Genomic DNA, 15205 nt, shown 5'->3' on the forward strand with positions numbered 1-15205 from the left:
GGTATGGTATATATGAAAAATAATACTTTTCAATTTTATAACTAAATGGTATGATAAATAAGTCGTATTTTGAAAAGGTAAGGAGGAATTAGCATGCGCGTAAACGTAACACTAGCTTGCACAGAATGTGGGGAAAGAAACTACATCACAACAAAAAATAAACGTACTAATCCTGAACGTATCGAAATGAAAAAACACTGTGCTCGTGATAACAAACATACATTGCACCGTGAAACAAAATAATTAAATTTTTAACCAGATTCTAATTTTAGAATCTGGTTATTTTTTTATTAAAAATATTGAAATGACAGTTTGATGACATAATATATTATTATCGTTATAATAAAAGAGGATATAAAATGGGAAGGTGTCATATATGAGTAAACATAAGTTAAGAAAAGAAACCATAAATAAAATTAAACAATTTTCGGATCAAGATCAAAAATTATCTGCTGATCAATACTTAACACAACAATTAATGAATACACCTGAATATAAATCGGCATATCGTATTGGAGTTGTCCTCTCAATGCAACATGAAGTAGATACATATCCCATCATTTCGAAAATATTAAATGATGATAAAAAAGTATTTGTACCAGAAACTAATTATAAAAATAAAACAATGTCATTTAAGGAGTTAGATAATTTATCAAATATTGCACCTGATGATAAAGGAATTAATTATGTTACAAGTGACACAGAAATAACAAATGATTTAGACCTATTGATCGTGCCTGGTGTAGTATTTAATAATAAAGGTTATAGAATCGGCTATGGTGGCGGCTATTTTGATAAATTTTTATCACAACATCAGCAGCCAACAATAAGTTTAATTTATGACTTTCAAATAAATGATTTTGAAATAGAAGCACATGATCAACCAGTGCAAAAACTAATTATAGCGACTACAAATTAATGGAGGGAAAAATGATTACAGAAAAGCATTTTTGGAAGTCAATTTATACTTGGATAAAATATTTAAATTATCAAGTTGTGCATCGTAATCAAGATGATACTGAAGTTTGGCTTGCAAATAAAAGAAAGCAATCCGTTGCAATATTTAAATTTGGTGCTAATTCTACACAAGAAGTAAGATTTGATAAAAGTAGAATCCAAGACCATGAAGAAGATATAATTACATTTTTAGGTTTCAAACCCCATAATTATAATTTATATATTTATACCGATAAAACATTTACAAATGAAAATTTAGATGAGCTAAAATCAGTTAAATTCAAAGTGAAAATTTTACGTCAAAAAGAGCATATAGATCAAATAATGCCCAACTTTTTTGTGAAGTTTGTGTTTAATCGCGATGCGAACCATACAAAAGGTTTTTATAAACAAAGAGCATTAAATAATAATCCTATTGAAAAACATATGCTAAAATTTGCACCAGTTACATATTTATTAATAATAATTAATATTATTATCTGGCTTTCGATGGTATTATTGTTAAATCGATTTTCTGATTTAAAACTTTTAGATGTTGGGGGTCTTGTACATTTTAATGTTGTCCACGGAGAATGGTACAGACTCATTACATCCATATTTTTACATTATAACTTTGAACATATATTAATGAATATGCTAAGTTTATTTATTTTTGGAAAAATAGTAGAATCTATCGTTGGGCATTGGAGATTTTTAATTATTTATTTTGTTTCTGGTTTGTTTGGTAATTTTGCTTCATTATCTTTTAATACAGACACCGTCTCCGTTGGTGCAAGCGGTGCTATATTTGGTCTGATAGGTGCCATTTTCGCTTTTATGTATATTGGTAAACAATTTAACCAAAAGTTGATTGGTCAATTGCTAATTGTTCTTTTCGTCCTAATTGGCGTTTCATTACTAATGCAAAATGTAAATATTGTAGCACATGTTGGTGGATTTATTGGTGGTTTATTGATAACACTTATAGGATATTATTTTAGAATTAATCAAAATAAATTCTGGTTTTTTCTAATTGTAATGATTATTTTATTTATTGCAGCACAAATTAGGATTTTTACGATTCAAGAAGATAATATTTATAATACAATCATTGAAAAAGAAATGAAAAATGGCAATTATAAAAGTGCTGAAGATATGGTACAACATACGGTGAATAAAAGTTATGCTGATGATGAAACATACTACCTAAAAGGACTAATTAATGCGACAACTGATTCAAAATCAGAGGGTATGGCAACATGGGAAAGAGGTTTAAGAAACTTCCCAGATTCTGCATTATTAAATTACCAACTAGCGGTTGCAAATAGATCCATCGATAACAAAGATAAAGCAAGAAAATACATTAAGTCCGCTTTGAAATTAGATCCAACAAATAATGATTATATAAATTTAAATAAAGAATTGAGCGATGACAGTGATTCATGAGATTAATACTTTTTATGATGTTCAACAACTTTTAAAAAAATTTGGTTTTATTATATATTTTAAGGATAAAAATGATGTTTATGAAATGATGGAACAAGAGCTTCATTCACTATATTCCTATAATTTAATTTCTAAAGATGATTATATTAAGTCCAAATTAGTGATTAGTCAAAGAAAAAATGAACACTGATTTTACGAAAGTTTTATGAAAATGTAGTTACTGACATTATAGATATCTACCAAAATAAAGTGATAAAATATTGAAACTAAATAACAGCAATCATGCAAGTGCTGATATAATGTATCTTTATATTCATTATCATTGCATTTATGAAATGAAAAATATTAATATAGATATATATGTTTTATACAGAGAAAAATATATTTTAAGGAAAAAGACTACTATGTTGACACGTTAATCGTTAAAATCGTCTATTGACGAAACAAGGATTCAATTTAGCATTCCTTAAAAATAAGAGAAGGATGAATAAAATACATGAAAAAAATTATCTTAGCAGCAGATATTGGTGGTACAACTTGTAAGCTAGGTATATTCGACGAACAATTAGAACGAATTGAAAAATGGTCTATAAAAACTGATACGTCAGATGTTACAGGTTATGCACTTTTGAAAAATGTTTATGAATCTTTCGTTGAACATGTTGATAATTCAGAATTTGTTTTTTCAGATGTTTTAGGTATTGGTATAGGTATACCAGGACCAGTGAATTTTGAAACAGGTGAAGTGAATGGTGCCGTTAACTTATATTGGAAAGAAACAGTTAATGTCAGAGAAATTTTCCAACAATTTGTAGACTGTCCAGTTTATGTTGATAACGATGCCAATGTTGCAGCATTAGGTGAAAAGCATAAAGGGGCAGGACATGGCGCAGACGATGTGGTTGCAATTACATTAGGCACTGGCCTTGGAGGCGGTATTATTTCTAATGGAGAGATTGTACATGGTCATAATGGCTCTGGTGCTGAAATTGGTCATTTTAGAGTTGACCATGACAAACGCTTTAAATGTAATTGCGGGAAATCAGGTTGTATTGAAACCGTTGCTTCTGCGACCGGCGTTGTCAATTTAGTGAATTTTTATTACCCTAAATTAACGTTTAAATCTTCGATACTTCAATTAATAAAAGATAATGAAGTTACCGCGAAAGCAGTATTTGATGCTGCAAAAGCTGGAGATCAATTCTGTATCTTTATTACAGAACGCGTGGCTAATTATATTGCATATTTGTGCAGTATTATCAGCGTAACAAGTAATCCTAAATATATTGTTTTAGGCGGAGGAATGTCAACTGCTGGTTTAATATTAATAGAAAATATAAAAACAGAGTACCATAATCTAACTTTTACACCAGCACAACAAGGTACAGAAATCGTTCAAGCTAAACTAGGCAATGATGCGGGCATTACTGGTGCTGCTGGTTTAATTTATACTTATATAATTGAAAAGGAAGGTGTGAAATAATGGCTATAGTAGATGTAGTAGTTATACCTGTGGGTACGGAAGGACCAAGTGTTAGTAAGTATATTGCTGAGATACAAACAAAATTAAAAGAATTTAAAGCACAAGGTAAAATTGATTATCAATTGACACCAATGAATACTTTGATTGAGGGAGATTTAAAAGATTTATTTGAAGTCGTTCAAGCAATCCATGAATTACCATTTGATAAAGGTATTGATAGAGTTTGTACTAATATAAGAATTGACGATCGAAGAGACAAATCTCGAAAAATGAATGACAAACTAAAATCTGTTGAAAATCATTTAGATAGTGGAGGTCACTAACAATGCAAATATCTAGTTTAGCATTGGGCTTAGTTAAAACGAATACTTATTTTATTGAAAATGATAAGAATGTGATTTTAGTAGATCCAGCGGCTGATTATGAATTAATTATAAAAAAATTAAATCAAATTAATAAACCTGTCATTGCAGTATTATTAACACATGCACATTTTGACCATATCGGGGCTTTAGATCAAATCGTTGATAAATTTAATGTGCCTGTTTATATGCATCCTAGTGAGTTCGATTTTTTAACTAATACAGAAAAAAATGGTTCACAAAAGTTTAAACAATATGGATTAACACCTGTCATTAGTCATGTATCACCACAAAAAATTGATGAAGGCTCTATGGAAATTGAGGGCTTTAAATTTAAAGTACTTCATACACCTGGACATTCCCCTGGTAGTTTATCTTTTATATTTGATGATTTTGCTGTAGTTGGAGATACTTTGTTTTATCAAGGTATAGGAAGAACTGACTTATATAAAGGCGATTATGAAACTTTGGTTGACTCTATATTAGATAAATTGTTCAAATTAGAGGATGACTTACCATTATTTCCAGGACATGGGCCATATACAACGATAGAAGACGAACAACTTAATCCATATTTGCATGGTTAGTTTTATTTCATAAAGTAATATTAACACCTCCTACGTGTATTATTGTAGGAGGTGTTTTTTTGAAGTTACTCTTTAAAAATATCATTGATAAAGCGATTAAGGAAAATGTATCAGATGTACACTTTATTCCAAACCACAAAAAGGTATACATTAAATTTAGAAAAAAAGAATATTTAAACACTATAGAAACGATAGAAGTCAATATTTATAGGAAGTTGCTCACATATATGAAATATCAAGCAGGTTTAGATGTATCAACACACAGCACCGCACAAAGTGGAAGATACGCTTACAAACTTAAACAATTATACTATTTAAGAGTTTCAACTTTACCTTTATCTCTTGGATTTGAAAGTTGCGTAGTGAGAATTATACCTCAATATTTTCAAAGTTCAGCAAAAGCACTTAGTATAAATCAATTATTTAAACTAGTCCATAAAAAACAAGGTTTAATACTGTTTAGTGGACCTACTGAGTCTGGCAAAAGTACGCTAATGTATCAACTGATAGTGCACGCAAAGGAAAAATTAAATGTTAATATAATTACTGTAGAAGACCCTGTAGAACGTTTGGTTGAAGGTATAACACAAGTTTCTATTAATGAAAAAGCAGGGATTAATTATGCTAATTCATTCAAGGCGATTTTAAGATGTGATCCAGATATTATACTTATTGGTGAAATCAGAGATGCTATGATTGCTAAACAAGTTATTCATGCAAGTTTAAGTGGTCACTTAGTACTTTCAACGATACATTCAAATAATTGTAAGGGCGCATTGAGTAGATTATTAGAAATGGGTATAAGTATTCAAGAACTACGACAGACGGTATTAAGTATTATCAATCAGAGATTAGTAAACACCTCAAAAGATGAACGTTCTTTAATTTATGAACAATTAACTCGAGAAGATATAGCATTTTATTTTGAAAATCAACTTACACTTCCAAACACATTCAAAAATTTGTCGTATAAATTGCATGAAATGGCAAAAGAAGGGGAAATTTGTGAAGAAACACTTAATAGATATCTTTAGTTCACCACGATTTATGATTATCAGTGAAAAAAACCAAATTGAATTACTTCAAAGATTACATGATTTACTTCAGCATGGATTCACATTATCAGCATCATTTAAATTTTTACTACAACACTTAACAATAAAAGCACCAAAAATAGTGACTCAGATTAATACTCGTCTAGATCAAGGCGCACAATGTTACGAAATATTATTGTTACTAAAATATCCCAAAATTATTATCATGCTAATATATTTTTCAGAGTTATTCAGTGAACTCACATCAACATTACCACATGCCCAAGACTATTTAATTCGAAATAACAAAGCAAAGCTACAACTACTAAAAACACTTCAATACCCTTTGCTATTAATTACAATTTTTATAGGTATGTTAATCATTTTAAATCATACTATTATACCTGAATTTCAATCTCTCTATAATAGCTTTGATGTTGAAATTTCAAAAACACAATTAATTTTATCATCTTTATTAATATATTTACCTAGAACACTTTTTATTATTTTATTTATCTGCTTAATTTTTTCTTACTTATTTTATATATCTACAAAAAAACTACCCATTAACTTAAAGTACAAAATTATATTAAAAATCCCGATTTTACGTACTTTTTTCAAATTTTATAAAACTTATAGACTTTCTACTGAATTTGCATTGTTTTATAAGAATGGTGTGAACTTACAATCAATCGTTGATATTTATTCTAAACAAAAAAATGACTCATATTTAATTTATCTTGCTAGAAAATTGGCAACAGGTACACAAAATGGCTATAAGTTAAGTGAAATATTAAAAAAGATTTCCTGTTTTGAAGAAGGCTTGATTAACTTTATTGAGGAAGGCGAAAAGATAGGAAAGCTAGACATAGAATTAAAATTATATAGTGAAATTATATTTACAAAAATTGAACGTTATCTGCAACGATTAATTAATTTTATACAACCAGCTATATTTTTAATGCTAGGCATCTTAATCATTGCGCTATATTTAGTGATTATGTTACCTATGTTTGATCTAATGCAAACGATCAAATAATAAGATTTGGAGGCTTTTAATGAATAAAATAAAACAATTTTTTAATAAACGTGCTTTTACTTTAATTGAGATGCTCCTCGTACTTTTAATTATCAGTTTATTACTGATATTGATTATACCCAATATTGCAAAACAATCTTCACATATTCAAAGTACAGGTTGTGATGCCCAAATAAAAATGATTGAAAGTCAAGTTGAAGCATATACTTTAAAACATAATAAAAAACCACAATCTATAGATGAATTGATTGCGGATGGCTATATTAAAGAAAACCAAAAAAATTGTAAATCAGGTGCTACTATCACAATTAACAATGGTGAAGTAATTGCAAACTAGTAAAGCATTTACATATATCGAGATGTTAATGGTTATGGTTATTATTAGTATCTTATTAATTGTTCAAGTCAATCATATACCTATTAATGATAAAAAAAATAATGCGAACAATAATTTTATGAATAATTTAATCACTCAACTCAATTATTTAAAATCTAAAGCAATAAAAGATGATAAGTCTATAACACTTATATTTAACGACTATTCAAATAAAATTATAGTTAGAGAACAGTCAATTGAAAACAAAGATATACTATTTCCACCAAATACATTTGTACATCCTAAAAGTAATATAAAATATTTAACATTTAACAATAAAGGTAATATAAATAAATTTGGTAGTGTCTCACTTTCAGTTGATAATGAAATTTTCAAACTAATATTTCATATTGAAAAAGGAAGATTAAGATATGAAAAAATTAAACATTAACGGTAGTATACTTATGGATGCATATATCGCTTTTACTTGCATGCTTATAATGTGTAGTGTATTTTTGCCTATGCTTTTACAATTAAATCATACTTTTAATGATAAAATTGAAAACATAAGTATGAAAAGAATCATATTATTAGCTTTGAAATATAATGATAGTGAGCGTTTAATAAACGGCGTAAATATTGACGGTTATAAAATAAAATTAACTAATTCTAATTTATGCATAAAAACAAAGGATAATAATAATGAAAAATGTTTTCACAAGTAAATATTCCAGCTTTACTTACATCGAAGTATTATTTACATTATTTATAACTATATTAATATTTACTATGCTACCTCTATTATATAAATCAATCGTTCCAACAAAGAATCAATCTAATTTAGAATCATCAATTGATATAGAATTTTTTTCAAGAGACATAACTGAAGCAATGTTACAAAACAATTCAAAAGCACTTGAAATTGATAAAAGCGGCCGTATTTTAAAAATTAACATAAGGAAAAATATTATAAGGTACGAGTTTAAAAATAATAAGATTATTAAAACTGTAAATAACACAGGAAACATTACCTTATTAAACAATGTAAAAAATGCGCAATTTATATTACTAAAAAATAAGCATTTAAAATTAAAATTGAAAATGTATTATACAGGGGGTTCCTTTGAAAAGGCAGTTCAATTCTAATATGAAAGGGTATATATACCCTTTTGTGATGGTTATTTATATGCTATATTTATCACTAATAGCAATATATACTTCTCGATTTAATCTTCAACTAAAAACGCTTGATAACATTGAATCATATTATGATAAACAAATTAAATTACAATTACAAAAGGAAGATATTTTTGAATAATAAAATTAACACACCACTTATTTTAATAGGTTTTATGGGGACAGGAAAAACAACATTAGGAAAATATATTGCACAAAACAATCAATTAAGTTTTGTAGATTTAGATGAATTTATAGTGCAACAAGAAGGAAAAACAATACCAGAAATTTTTGAACAATTAGGTGAAAAAGGATTTCGCAATTTAGAGTTTAAGTATTTAAAAAAATGTGCGAACCAATTTGACGTCATTGCTACAGGCGGGGGTATCATCGAAGGCAATGATGCATTTAACTTATTAAAAGAACAAAAACATGTTATATGGTTAGATTGCGACATAGAAATTCTATACGATAGAATTAAAAATGATAGTAATAGACCCAATGCGAATAATAAACCGTTTTTTAAATTAAAAAGCTTGTATTCAACTAGAGTTTCAAGATATAATGAAATCGCATTCATCAAAGTGAATAGTAATAAGTCGCTTCCAGTTACATATAAAAAAATATTGGAAACGATGAAAGCGAATGACCAGTATTAGAGAGAATGGTTAATCATTTATATAACCATCGCCGAAGGTGCAAGTTTAACGAAACTCTCAGGCAAAAGGATAATACTGAGACGCATTCCTGGATTTATTGACAGGGTAGGCTTAGTCTACTCTGTCTTTTTTAATATATTAATAGGGGGTTTAGCAATGGTAAATGAATTAAAACGCACACCACTTTATCAAAACTTTGTGGATCTCGGTGCAAAAATTGTTGAATTTGGTGGTTGGGCTATGCCAGTTCAATTTTCAAGTATTAAAGAAGAACATAATGCTGTAAGAACTAATATGGGCTTATTTGATGTAAGTCACATGGGTGAAATTTTAATAAAAGGTTCTGAAGCAGATCAATTAGTACAATACTTGCTTTCAAATGACACTGACAATTTAGACACAACAAAGGCGCAATATACAGCATTGTGTAACGAGCAAGGCGGTATCATCGATGATTTAATCACCTATAAACTCAGTGAAAAAGCATATTTATTAGTCGTAAATGCTGGAAACACAGATAAAGACTTTGAATGGATGAAAAAACAATCTGAAAATTTTGATGCTGAAGTCTTAAATGTATCAACAGATTATGGTCAATTAGCTATACAAGGTCCAAATGCACGTGATTTTGTTCAAAAGCATGTGAAACAGAATATATCAGAAATGTCTCCTTTTGAATTCTTACAAGATGTTGAATTCTTTGGTAAAAACGTAATATTATCCCAATCTGGTTACACAGGTGAAGATGGATTTGAAATTTATTGTAAATCAGATGATACACCATTTTTATGGGATTCAATATTAGAATTTGACGTAGAACCTTGTGGTCTTGGTGCAAGAGATACATTAAGATTAGAAGCTGGTTTACCACTTCATGGACAAGACTTAAGTGAATCAATTACACCATATGAAGGGGGAATTGCATTTGCTGCTAAACCATTAATTGATGCCGATTTTATAGGTAAAAAAGTGTTGAAAGATCAAAAAGAAAACGGTTCTAAAAGAAGAACAGTTGGCATAGAAATGATTGATAAAGGAATTCCAAGAACAGGTTACACTGTTTATGATATCGATGGAAATGAAATTGGAGAAGTTACTTCAGGCACACAATCTCCATTAACTGGTAAATCAATTGGTTTAGCTATAATTGATAGAGATGCATTTGAAATGGGCAAAGAGATTATTATTCAAATTAGAAAAAGACAAGCAAAAGCAAAAATTGTGAAGAAAAATCAAATCAGTAAATAATTTAAAGGGGTGTTACCGTGAGTCATCGTTATATTCCATTAACAGATAAAGATAAAAATGAAATGCTAGAGACAATTGGTGCTGAATCGATCAGCGAATTATTTGGAGATGTTCCAAAAGATATTTTATTAAACAGAGAGTTAGCTATTCCCGATGCTGAATCTGAAACCACATTAACAAAAAGACTTAATAAAATTGCTAGTAAAAACATTACTAAAGAAACACATACTTCGTTTTTAGGTGCAGGCGTTTATGATCATTATGCCCCAGCAGTAGTAGATGCAATGATTTCGCGTTCTGAATTTTATACTGCATATACACCTTATCAACCTGAAATTTCACAAGGTGAATTACAAGCTATCTTTGAATTTCAAACTTTAATTTGTGAATTAACAGATATGGATATTGCAAACTCATCTATGTACGATGGTATGACAAGTTTTGCAGAGGCTTGCATTTTAGCATTTAATCAAACGCGTAAAAATAAAATTGTCGTTTCAAAAGGCATGCATTATCAAGCATTACAAGTCTTACACACATATGTAAAAACACGTGAAGAATTTGAAGTTGTTGAAGTTGATTTAGATGGCACAATTACAGATTTAGAAAAACTTGAAAATGCTATTGATGATGATACTGCTGCAGTTGCAGTCCAATATCCAAACTTTTATGGTTCAATTGAAGATTTAGAGAAAATACAGTCATATATCGAAGATAAAAAAGCATTATTTATTGTTTATACAAACCCAATCGCACTAGGCTTATTGACACCACCAGGTAGTTTTGGTGCAGATATTGTAGTTGGAGATACACAACCATTTGGTATTCCAACACAGTTTGGCGGTCCACATTGTGGCTTCTTTGCTACTACTAAAAAACTCATGAGAAAAACACCTGGTAGACTTGTTGGACAAACCGAAGACCAAGATGGAAACCGTGGTTTTGTGTTGACACTTCAAGCACGTGAACAACATATTAGACGTGATAAAGCAACATCAAATATATGTTCAAACCAAGCATTAAATGCATTGGCTTCATCAATTTGTATGTCTGCTTTAGGAAAACAAGGTATTTACGACATTGCAGTTCAAAATTTTGAGAATGCAAACTATGCTAAAGAACAATTTAAGCAACAAGGATTTGAAGTTAGCAATGGCACATCATTTAATGAATTTGTAGTAAAATTCGATAAACCAGTTAAAGATGTAAACGATGCTTTAATTCAAGAAGACATAATAGGCGGATTTGATTTAAGTGAAATAGGAGAAAACTTCGACAATCATATGTTGATTGCAGTTACAGAATTACGAACTAAAGATGAAATTGATACATTTGTTAAGAAAGCAGGTGAAATAAATGGCAGTAAGTAAATCTAGTCCATTAATTTTTGAACGTTCTAAAGAAGGTCGTTACGCGTATTCTTTACCTAAAAAAGAAATTGATAATGGAGCAGTTAACAAGCTATTAGATGACAAATTTATTAGAAAAAACAAAGCTGAATTTCCCGAAGTGGCAGAACTAGATTTAGTGCGTCATTATACAGAATTATCAAATAAAAACTTTGGTGTTGATTCAGGATTTTATCCATTAGGTTCATGTACCATGAAATATAATCCAAAAGTAAATGAAAAAATAGCTAGAATACCTGGTTTTGCTGAATCACATCCACTACAAGATGAATCTCAAGTACAAGGTTCGCTAGAAATTATTCATAGCTTACAAGAAGAACTCAAAGAGATAACTGGTATGGATGAAGTCACTTTACAACCAGCAGCTGGTGCACATGGAGAATGGACAGCACTGATGATTTTTAAAGCTTATCATGAAAAAAATGGTGAAGGACATCGTAACGAAGTCATCGTTCCTGATTCTGCACATGGTACAAACCCTGCTTCAGCGGCATTTGCTGGATTTAAAGCTGTTACAGTGAAGTCAAATGAACGTGGAGAAGTTGATATAGAAGATTTAAAACGCCTTGTCAACGAAAACACAGCTGCAATTATGCTTACGAATCCAAATACGCTAGGTATTTTTGAACAAAACATCATGGATATTCGCAATATTGTACACGAAGTTGGTGGATTATTGTATTATGATGGTGCCAACTTAAATGCAATCATGGACAAAGTTAGACCTGGAGACATGGGCTTTGATGCTGTTCATTTAAATTTACACAAGACATTTACTGGACCGCATGGTGGTGGCGGACCTGGTTCAGGACCAGTTGGTGTTAAAAAAGAACTTGCAAGTTTCTTACCAAAACCAATGGTAATTAAAGAAAATGATGTGTATAAATACGATAATAATATCGAGCATTCAATCGGACGTGTCAAACCATTTTATGGTAACTTCGGTATTTATTTAAGAGCATACACATATATTAGAACTATGGGTAATAAAGGACTTGAAGAAGTTTCAGAAGCAGCAGTACTAAATGCAAACTATATTAAAGCAAGATTAAAAGAACATTTTGAAATTCCTTATGAACAATATTGTAAACATGAATTTGTTTTAAGTGGCTCAAAACAAAAAGAATATGGTGTACGAACACTAGATATGGCTAAACGTTTACTTGACTTTGGTGTACACCCACCTACTATCTATTTCCCATTAAATGTAGAAGAGGGCATGATGATTGAACCTACTGAAACAGAATCTAAAGAAACTTTAGATTATTTCTGTGACACAATGATCGAAATTGCGAATGAAGCAAAAGAAAATCCCGATAAAGTTTTAGAAGCACCTCATACAACGATTATTGATCGATTAGACGAAACAAAAGCTGCTCGTCAACCAGTATTAAAATTTGAGCATTTAAGATCAGAAAAATAACTTTTAAAATGACATGTTAAAGGATTTTTTGAATTGATAATCAAATTATGTATGAAGCATTCAATTCAATTAAAAATTAATAACTTGATATAAACCTCATATAGAGAACAAAGGGCTAATCCGTATTAAAATGGATTGGCCCTTTATTCTCTATAAATCTTATGAAGTTAATTGTGTGAATTTACTTGGAAATATTATAAAATCACTGCCTTTCACCATGTATTTAAATTCATTCAAAACAGTTTATTTATAATATTTAGCAAATCATAAATTTAAATTTTTTAATTATATAAAAAATTGAGCTACTAGTTATTTAACTAACAGCCCAATTTTAAAATGTTAACTTATTCATTTATTTTTTTGATTTGATTTTACCAGTCCATTTTTTATATCCGCCTTTAAGCATGAATATATCTTTATAACCATTCTTTTTTAAGATTCTAGCGGCACGATAACTGGCAATACCATTCGCATCACAAAGATAGATAGGTTGATCTGTTCTCAAGCCTTGATATCTTTGCTTAAACATTGTGATTGGGATGTTACGGGCACCATTAATATGACCATAATCATAATCTACTTTTTCTCTTACATCAATCACTTGAGCTTTTCGCAAACCATTATGGAATTCATTTTGGTTTAATTCTGTTACCGCTTTTTTGTTCAAATATCTATTGAACAACATATATGCGATGATTATTATTAAAATTGCTAAAGCTATAAACCAAAAATTACTCATCTTGCATCCTCCCTAATTAACCGATATTATATATTATAAGACTGTTAGCACAAATTATCAAAATATTTTTATCATGATAATTACGTAAACTGACATTTTTGTACAATTATTGAAAACGATAACACAAATTAGATGTTATCACAATTTAATTTTAATGAATGGAGTTTTGATTGTGACTGAAACATGGCATTTTATCAATACAGGTAGTAATGATCCATTTTATAATATGGCAATGGATGAAGCGTTATTAAATTTTGTATCTAGAGGTGAAATTGATCCAGTAATTAGATTTTATACATGGGATCCAGCTACACTTTCAGTTGGTTACTTTCAAAGATTAACGAAAGAAATTGATATAGACAAGGTGAAAGATAAAGGTTATGGCCTTGTTAGAAGACAAACAGGTGGCAGAGGTGTCTTGCATGACAAAGAATTAACTTATAGTGTTATTGTACCGGAATCACATCCAAACATGCCCAAAACAGTTACAGAAGCATATAGGGTCATTTCTGAAGGGCTACTTGAAGGATTCAAAACATTAGGTTTTAATGCTTCATTTGCTATCCCACGAACTAAAGAAGAACGGTCTAAATTAAAACAACCAAGAAGTGCGGTTTGTTTTGATGCTTCCAGTTGGTATGAATTAGTCGTAGAAGGACGCAAAATTGCAGGTAGTGCCCAAATGAGACAAAAGGGTGTGATTCTGCAGCATGGTTCATTGTTACAAGATATAGATATTGATGATTTATTTGATATGTTTATATTTAAAAATGACCGTTTGAAAGAGAAAATGAAGCAAGCTTTTGTCGATAAAGCAGTAGCAATTAATGATATATCTGATCGCTACATCACTTTAGATGAAATGGAACAAGCATTCGAAAGTGGATTCAAAAAAGGATTAAATATCAATTTAAAACCTTTAGAATTGACTGCTCAGCAAAACGCAGAAGTTGACGCATTAATTAATAAGTACCAATCATCAGAATGGACTTATAGAAAATAATTAAATTCGCTATAAAAAAAGCATTTACCCAACAATTTTTGAATTTAATTGTTGGGTAAATGCTTTAATTTATTCAATAATGTTAAATATTCAGAACCTAATTTTTATTATTTTTTATGCCTTTTTCTATATTTTCTTTGGGCACGTTTATACTTTCTTTGATCTTCTGTTAAAAAGAAAAAATAATAAATTAAATAAATGATACCTGCAAAAATTGCTAAACTGATAGCCATTCTTACAAAACTAAATAAGAACGCATCTAAGTTAAGTATTAAACCAACTAATGCAATTGCGATTACGATATAAAATATTGCTTGTTTCAAAATACACACTCCTATTTATATG

The 15205-nt window shown here is 29.6% G+C and carries 20 protein-coding genes and 1 riboswitch; of the genes, 18 read left to right on the plus strand and 2 right to left on the minus strand.

What is annotated here, in order from left to right; genetic code table 11:
- The first annotated feature begins 93 nt into the window (after positions 1 to 93).
- The 17 genes from rpmG to gcvPB all read left to right on the plus strand — a co-directional run bounded on the left by rpmG (position 94) and on the right by gcvPB (position 13118).
- The gene (rpmG, locus tag KA814_RS04930; RefSeq protein ID WP_019469354.1) at positions 94 to 243 is read left to right on the plus strand and encodes a 50S ribosomal protein L33; all 150 of its coding nucleotides are present in this window, start codon (positions 94 to 96) and stop codon (positions 241 to 243) included.
- A 133-nt stretch (positions 244 to 376) separates the two neighbouring features.
- The gene (locus KA814_RS04935) at positions 377 to 919 is read left to right on the plus strand and encodes a 5-formyltetrahydrofolate cyclo-ligase (RefSeq protein ID WP_210122682.1); all 543 of its coding nucleotides are present in this window, start codon (positions 377 to 379) and stop codon (positions 917 to 919) included.
- Between the two features lie 11 nt (positions 920 to 930).
- Positions 931 to 2382, plus strand: a complete 1452-nt coding sequence (locus tag KA814_RS04940; protein ID WP_064208906.1) for a rhomboid family intramembrane serine protease — start codon at positions 931 to 933, stop codon at positions 2380 to 2382.
- Positions 2366 to 2572, plus strand: coding sequence for a YqgQ family protein (locus KA814_RS04945; RefSeq protein ID WP_064208907.1), 207 nt, complete (start codon positions 2366 to 2368; stop codon positions 2570 to 2572). Before KA814_RS04940 ends, KA814_RS04945 begins: the two co-directional genes overlap by 17 nt.
- A 306-nt stretch (positions 2573 to 2878) precedes the next feature.
- Positions 2879 to 3865, plus strand: a complete 987-nt coding sequence (locus KA814_RS04950) for a glucokinase (RefSeq protein WP_210122683.1) — start codon at positions 2879 to 2881, stop codon at positions 3863 to 3865.
- On the plus strand, positions 3865 to 4188 hold the full coding sequence (locus KA814_RS04955) for an MTH1187 family thiamine-binding protein (RefSeq protein ID WP_064208909.1): 324 nt from the start codon (positions 3865 to 3867) through the stop codon (positions 4186 to 4188). The genes KA814_RS04950 and KA814_RS04955 overlap by 1 nt, the downstream gene beginning before the upstream one ends.
- 2 nt (positions 4189 to 4190) lie before the next feature.
- Complete coding sequence (locus tag KA814_RS04960; RefSeq protein ID WP_046208168.1) at positions 4191 to 4814, plus strand: MBL fold metallo-hydrolase; 624 nt, start codon at positions 4191 to 4193, stop codon at positions 4812 to 4814.
- Between the two features lie 59 nt (positions 4815 to 4873).
- Positions 4874 to 5848, plus strand: a complete 975-nt coding sequence (gene comGA / locus KA814_RS04965; protein ID WP_210122684.1) for a competence type IV pilus ATPase ComGA — start codon at positions 4874 to 4876, stop codon at positions 5846 to 5848.
- Positions 5820 to 6887 carry a competence type IV pilus assembly protein ComGB gene (gene comGB / locus KA814_RS04970; protein ID WP_064208911.1) on the plus strand — a complete coding sequence of 356 codons (1068 nt, stop codon included), beginning with the start codon at positions 5820 to 5822 and terminating at the stop codon, positions 6885 to 6887. The genes comGA and comGB overlap by 29 nt, the downstream gene beginning before the upstream one ends.
- Before the next feature lie 19 nt (positions 6888 to 6906).
- On the plus strand, positions 6907 to 7224 hold the full coding sequence (comGC, locus tag KA814_RS04975) for a competence type IV pilus major pilin ComGC (protein ID WP_046208171.1): 318 nt from the start codon (positions 6907 to 6909) through the stop codon (positions 7222 to 7224).
- Positions 7214 to 7654, plus strand: a complete 441-nt coding sequence (comGD, locus tag KA814_RS04980) for a competence type IV pilus minor pilin ComGD (RefSeq protein WP_081254260.1) — start codon at positions 7214 to 7216, stop codon at positions 7652 to 7654. Before comGC ends, comGD begins: the two co-directional genes overlap by 11 nt.
- Positions 7635 to 7928, plus strand: a complete 294-nt coding sequence (locus tag KA814_RS04985; protein ID WP_064208912.1) for a hypothetical protein — start codon at positions 7635 to 7637, stop codon at positions 7926 to 7928. Before comGD ends, KA814_RS04985 begins: the two co-directional genes overlap by 20 nt.
- A complete protein-coding gene (locus tag KA814_RS04990; RefSeq protein ID WP_064208913.1) occupies positions 7906 to 8349 on the plus strand; it encodes a ComGF family competence protein in 444 nt (147 codons plus the stop codon). Before KA814_RS04985 ends, KA814_RS04990 begins: the two co-directional genes overlap by 23 nt.
- A gap of 122 nt (positions 8350 to 8471) precedes the next feature.
- Positions 8472 to 9038, plus strand: coding sequence for a shikimate kinase (locus KA814_RS04995; RefSeq protein ID WP_264291762.1), 567 nt, complete (start codon positions 8472 to 8474; stop codon positions 9036 to 9038).
- A riboswitch (glycine riboswitch) is annotated at positions 9025 to 9121 on the plus strand. It overlaps the preceding gene by 14 nt.
- 73 nt (positions 9122 to 9194) lie before the next feature.
- On the plus strand, positions 9195 to 10286 hold the full coding sequence (gene gcvT, locus KA814_RS05000; RefSeq protein ID WP_064208915.1) for a glycine cleavage system aminomethyltransferase GcvT: 1092 nt from the start codon (positions 9195 to 9197) through the stop codon (positions 10284 to 10286).
- A gap of 17 nt (positions 10287 to 10303) precedes the next feature.
- Positions 10304 to 11656, plus strand: a complete 1353-nt coding sequence (gcvPA, locus tag KA814_RS05005; RefSeq protein ID WP_064208916.1) for an aminomethyl-transferring glycine dehydrogenase subunit GcvPA — start codon at positions 10304 to 10306, stop codon at positions 11654 to 11656.
- Positions 11643 to 13118: an aminomethyl-transferring glycine dehydrogenase subunit GcvPB gene (gcvPB, locus tag KA814_RS05010; RefSeq protein WP_064208917.1), complete on the plus strand. Its 1476-nt coding sequence runs from the start codon at positions 11643 to 11645 to the stop codon at positions 13116 to 13118. Before gcvPA ends, gcvPB begins: the two co-directional genes overlap by 14 nt.
- 352 nt (positions 13119 to 13470) lie before the next feature.
- On the opposite strand, the gene KA814_RS05015 is transcribed toward gcvPB, so the two are convergent.
- Positions 13471 to 13857, minus strand: coding sequence for a rhodanese-like domain-containing protein (locus KA814_RS05015; protein ID WP_046208179.1), 387 nt, complete (start codon positions 13855 to 13857; stop codon positions 13471 to 13473).
- Positions 13858 to 14029: 172 nt separating this feature from the next.
- Between KA814_RS05015 and KA814_RS05020 the strand changes: the two genes are divergently transcribed.
- On the plus strand, positions 14030 to 14860 hold the full coding sequence (locus tag KA814_RS05020; RefSeq protein WP_046208180.1) for a lipoate--protein ligase family protein: 831 nt from the start codon (positions 14030 to 14032) through the stop codon (positions 14858 to 14860).
- 107 nt (positions 14861 to 14967) lie between these two features.
- Here the strand turns inward: KA814_RS05020 and KA814_RS05025 are convergent, their stop codons facing one another.
- Complete coding sequence (locus KA814_RS05025) at positions 14968 to 15183, minus strand: SA1362 family protein (protein WP_046208181.1); 216 nt, start codon at positions 15181 to 15183, stop codon at positions 14968 to 14970.
- Between the last annotated feature and the right edge of the window lie 22 nt (positions 15184 to 15205).

This window comes from Staphylococcus sp. GDY8P196P, from assembly GCF_017891705.1.
GTDB classification, from domain to species: Bacteria; Bacillota; Bacilli; order Staphylococcales; family Staphylococcaceae; genus Staphylococcus; species Staphylococcus ureilyticus.

Excerpts from the sequence above, each read along its gene's own strand:
- KA814_RS04995 (WP_264291762.1), top strand. The coding sequence starts at position 8,472 with ATGATAAACAAATTAAATTACAATTACAAAAGGAAGATATTTTTGAAT.
- KA814_RS04935 (WP_210122682.1), top strand. The coding sequence starts at position 377 with ATGAGTAAACATAAGTTAAGAAAAGAAACCATAAATAAAATTAAACAA.
- KA814_RS04955 (WP_064208909.1), top strand. The coding sequence starts at position 3,865 with ATGGCTATAGTAGATGTAGTAGTTATACCTGTGGGTACGGAAGGACCA.
- KA814_RS04990 (WP_064208913.1), top strand. The coding sequence starts at position 7,906 with ATGAAAAATGTTTTCACAAGTAAATATTCCAGCTTTACTTACATCGAA.
- KA814_RS04945 (WP_064208907.1), top strand. The coding sequence starts at position 2,366 with ATGACAGTGATTCATGAGATTAATACTTTTTATGATGTTCAACAACTT.
- rpmG (WP_019469354.1), top strand. The coding sequence starts at position 94 with ATGCGCGTAAACGTAACACTAGCTTGCACAGAATGTGGGGAAAGAAAC.
- KA814_RS04940 (WP_064208906.1), top strand. The coding sequence starts at position 931 with ATGATTACAGAAAAGCATTTTTGGAAGTCAATTTATACTTGGATAAAA.
- KA814_RS04960 (WP_046208168.1), top strand. The coding sequence starts at position 4,191 with ATGCAAATATCTAGTTTAGCATTGGGCTTAGTTAAAACGAATACTTAT.
- comGC (WP_046208171.1), top strand. The coding sequence starts at position 6,907 with ATGAATAAAATAAAACAATTTTTTAATAAACGTGCTTTTACTTTAATT.
- gcvT (WP_064208915.1), top strand. The coding sequence starts at position 9,195 with ATGGTAAATGAATTAAAACGCACACCACTTTATCAAAACTTTGTGGAT.
- gcvPB (WP_064208917.1), top strand. The coding sequence starts at position 11,643 with ATGGCAGTAAGTAAATCTAGTCCATTAATTTTTGAACGTTCTAAAGAA.
- KA814_RS05015 (WP_046208179.1), bottom strand. The coding sequence starts at position 13,857 with ATGAGTAATTTTTGGTTTATAGCTTTAGCAATTTTAATAATAATCATC.
- KA814_RS04985 (WP_064208912.1), top strand. The coding sequence starts at position 7,635 with ATGAAAAAATTAAACATTAACGGTAGTATACTTATGGATGCATATATC.
- KA814_RS04950 (WP_210122683.1), top strand. The coding sequence starts at position 2,879 with ATGAAAAAAATTATCTTAGCAGCAGATATTGGTGGTACAACTTGTAAG.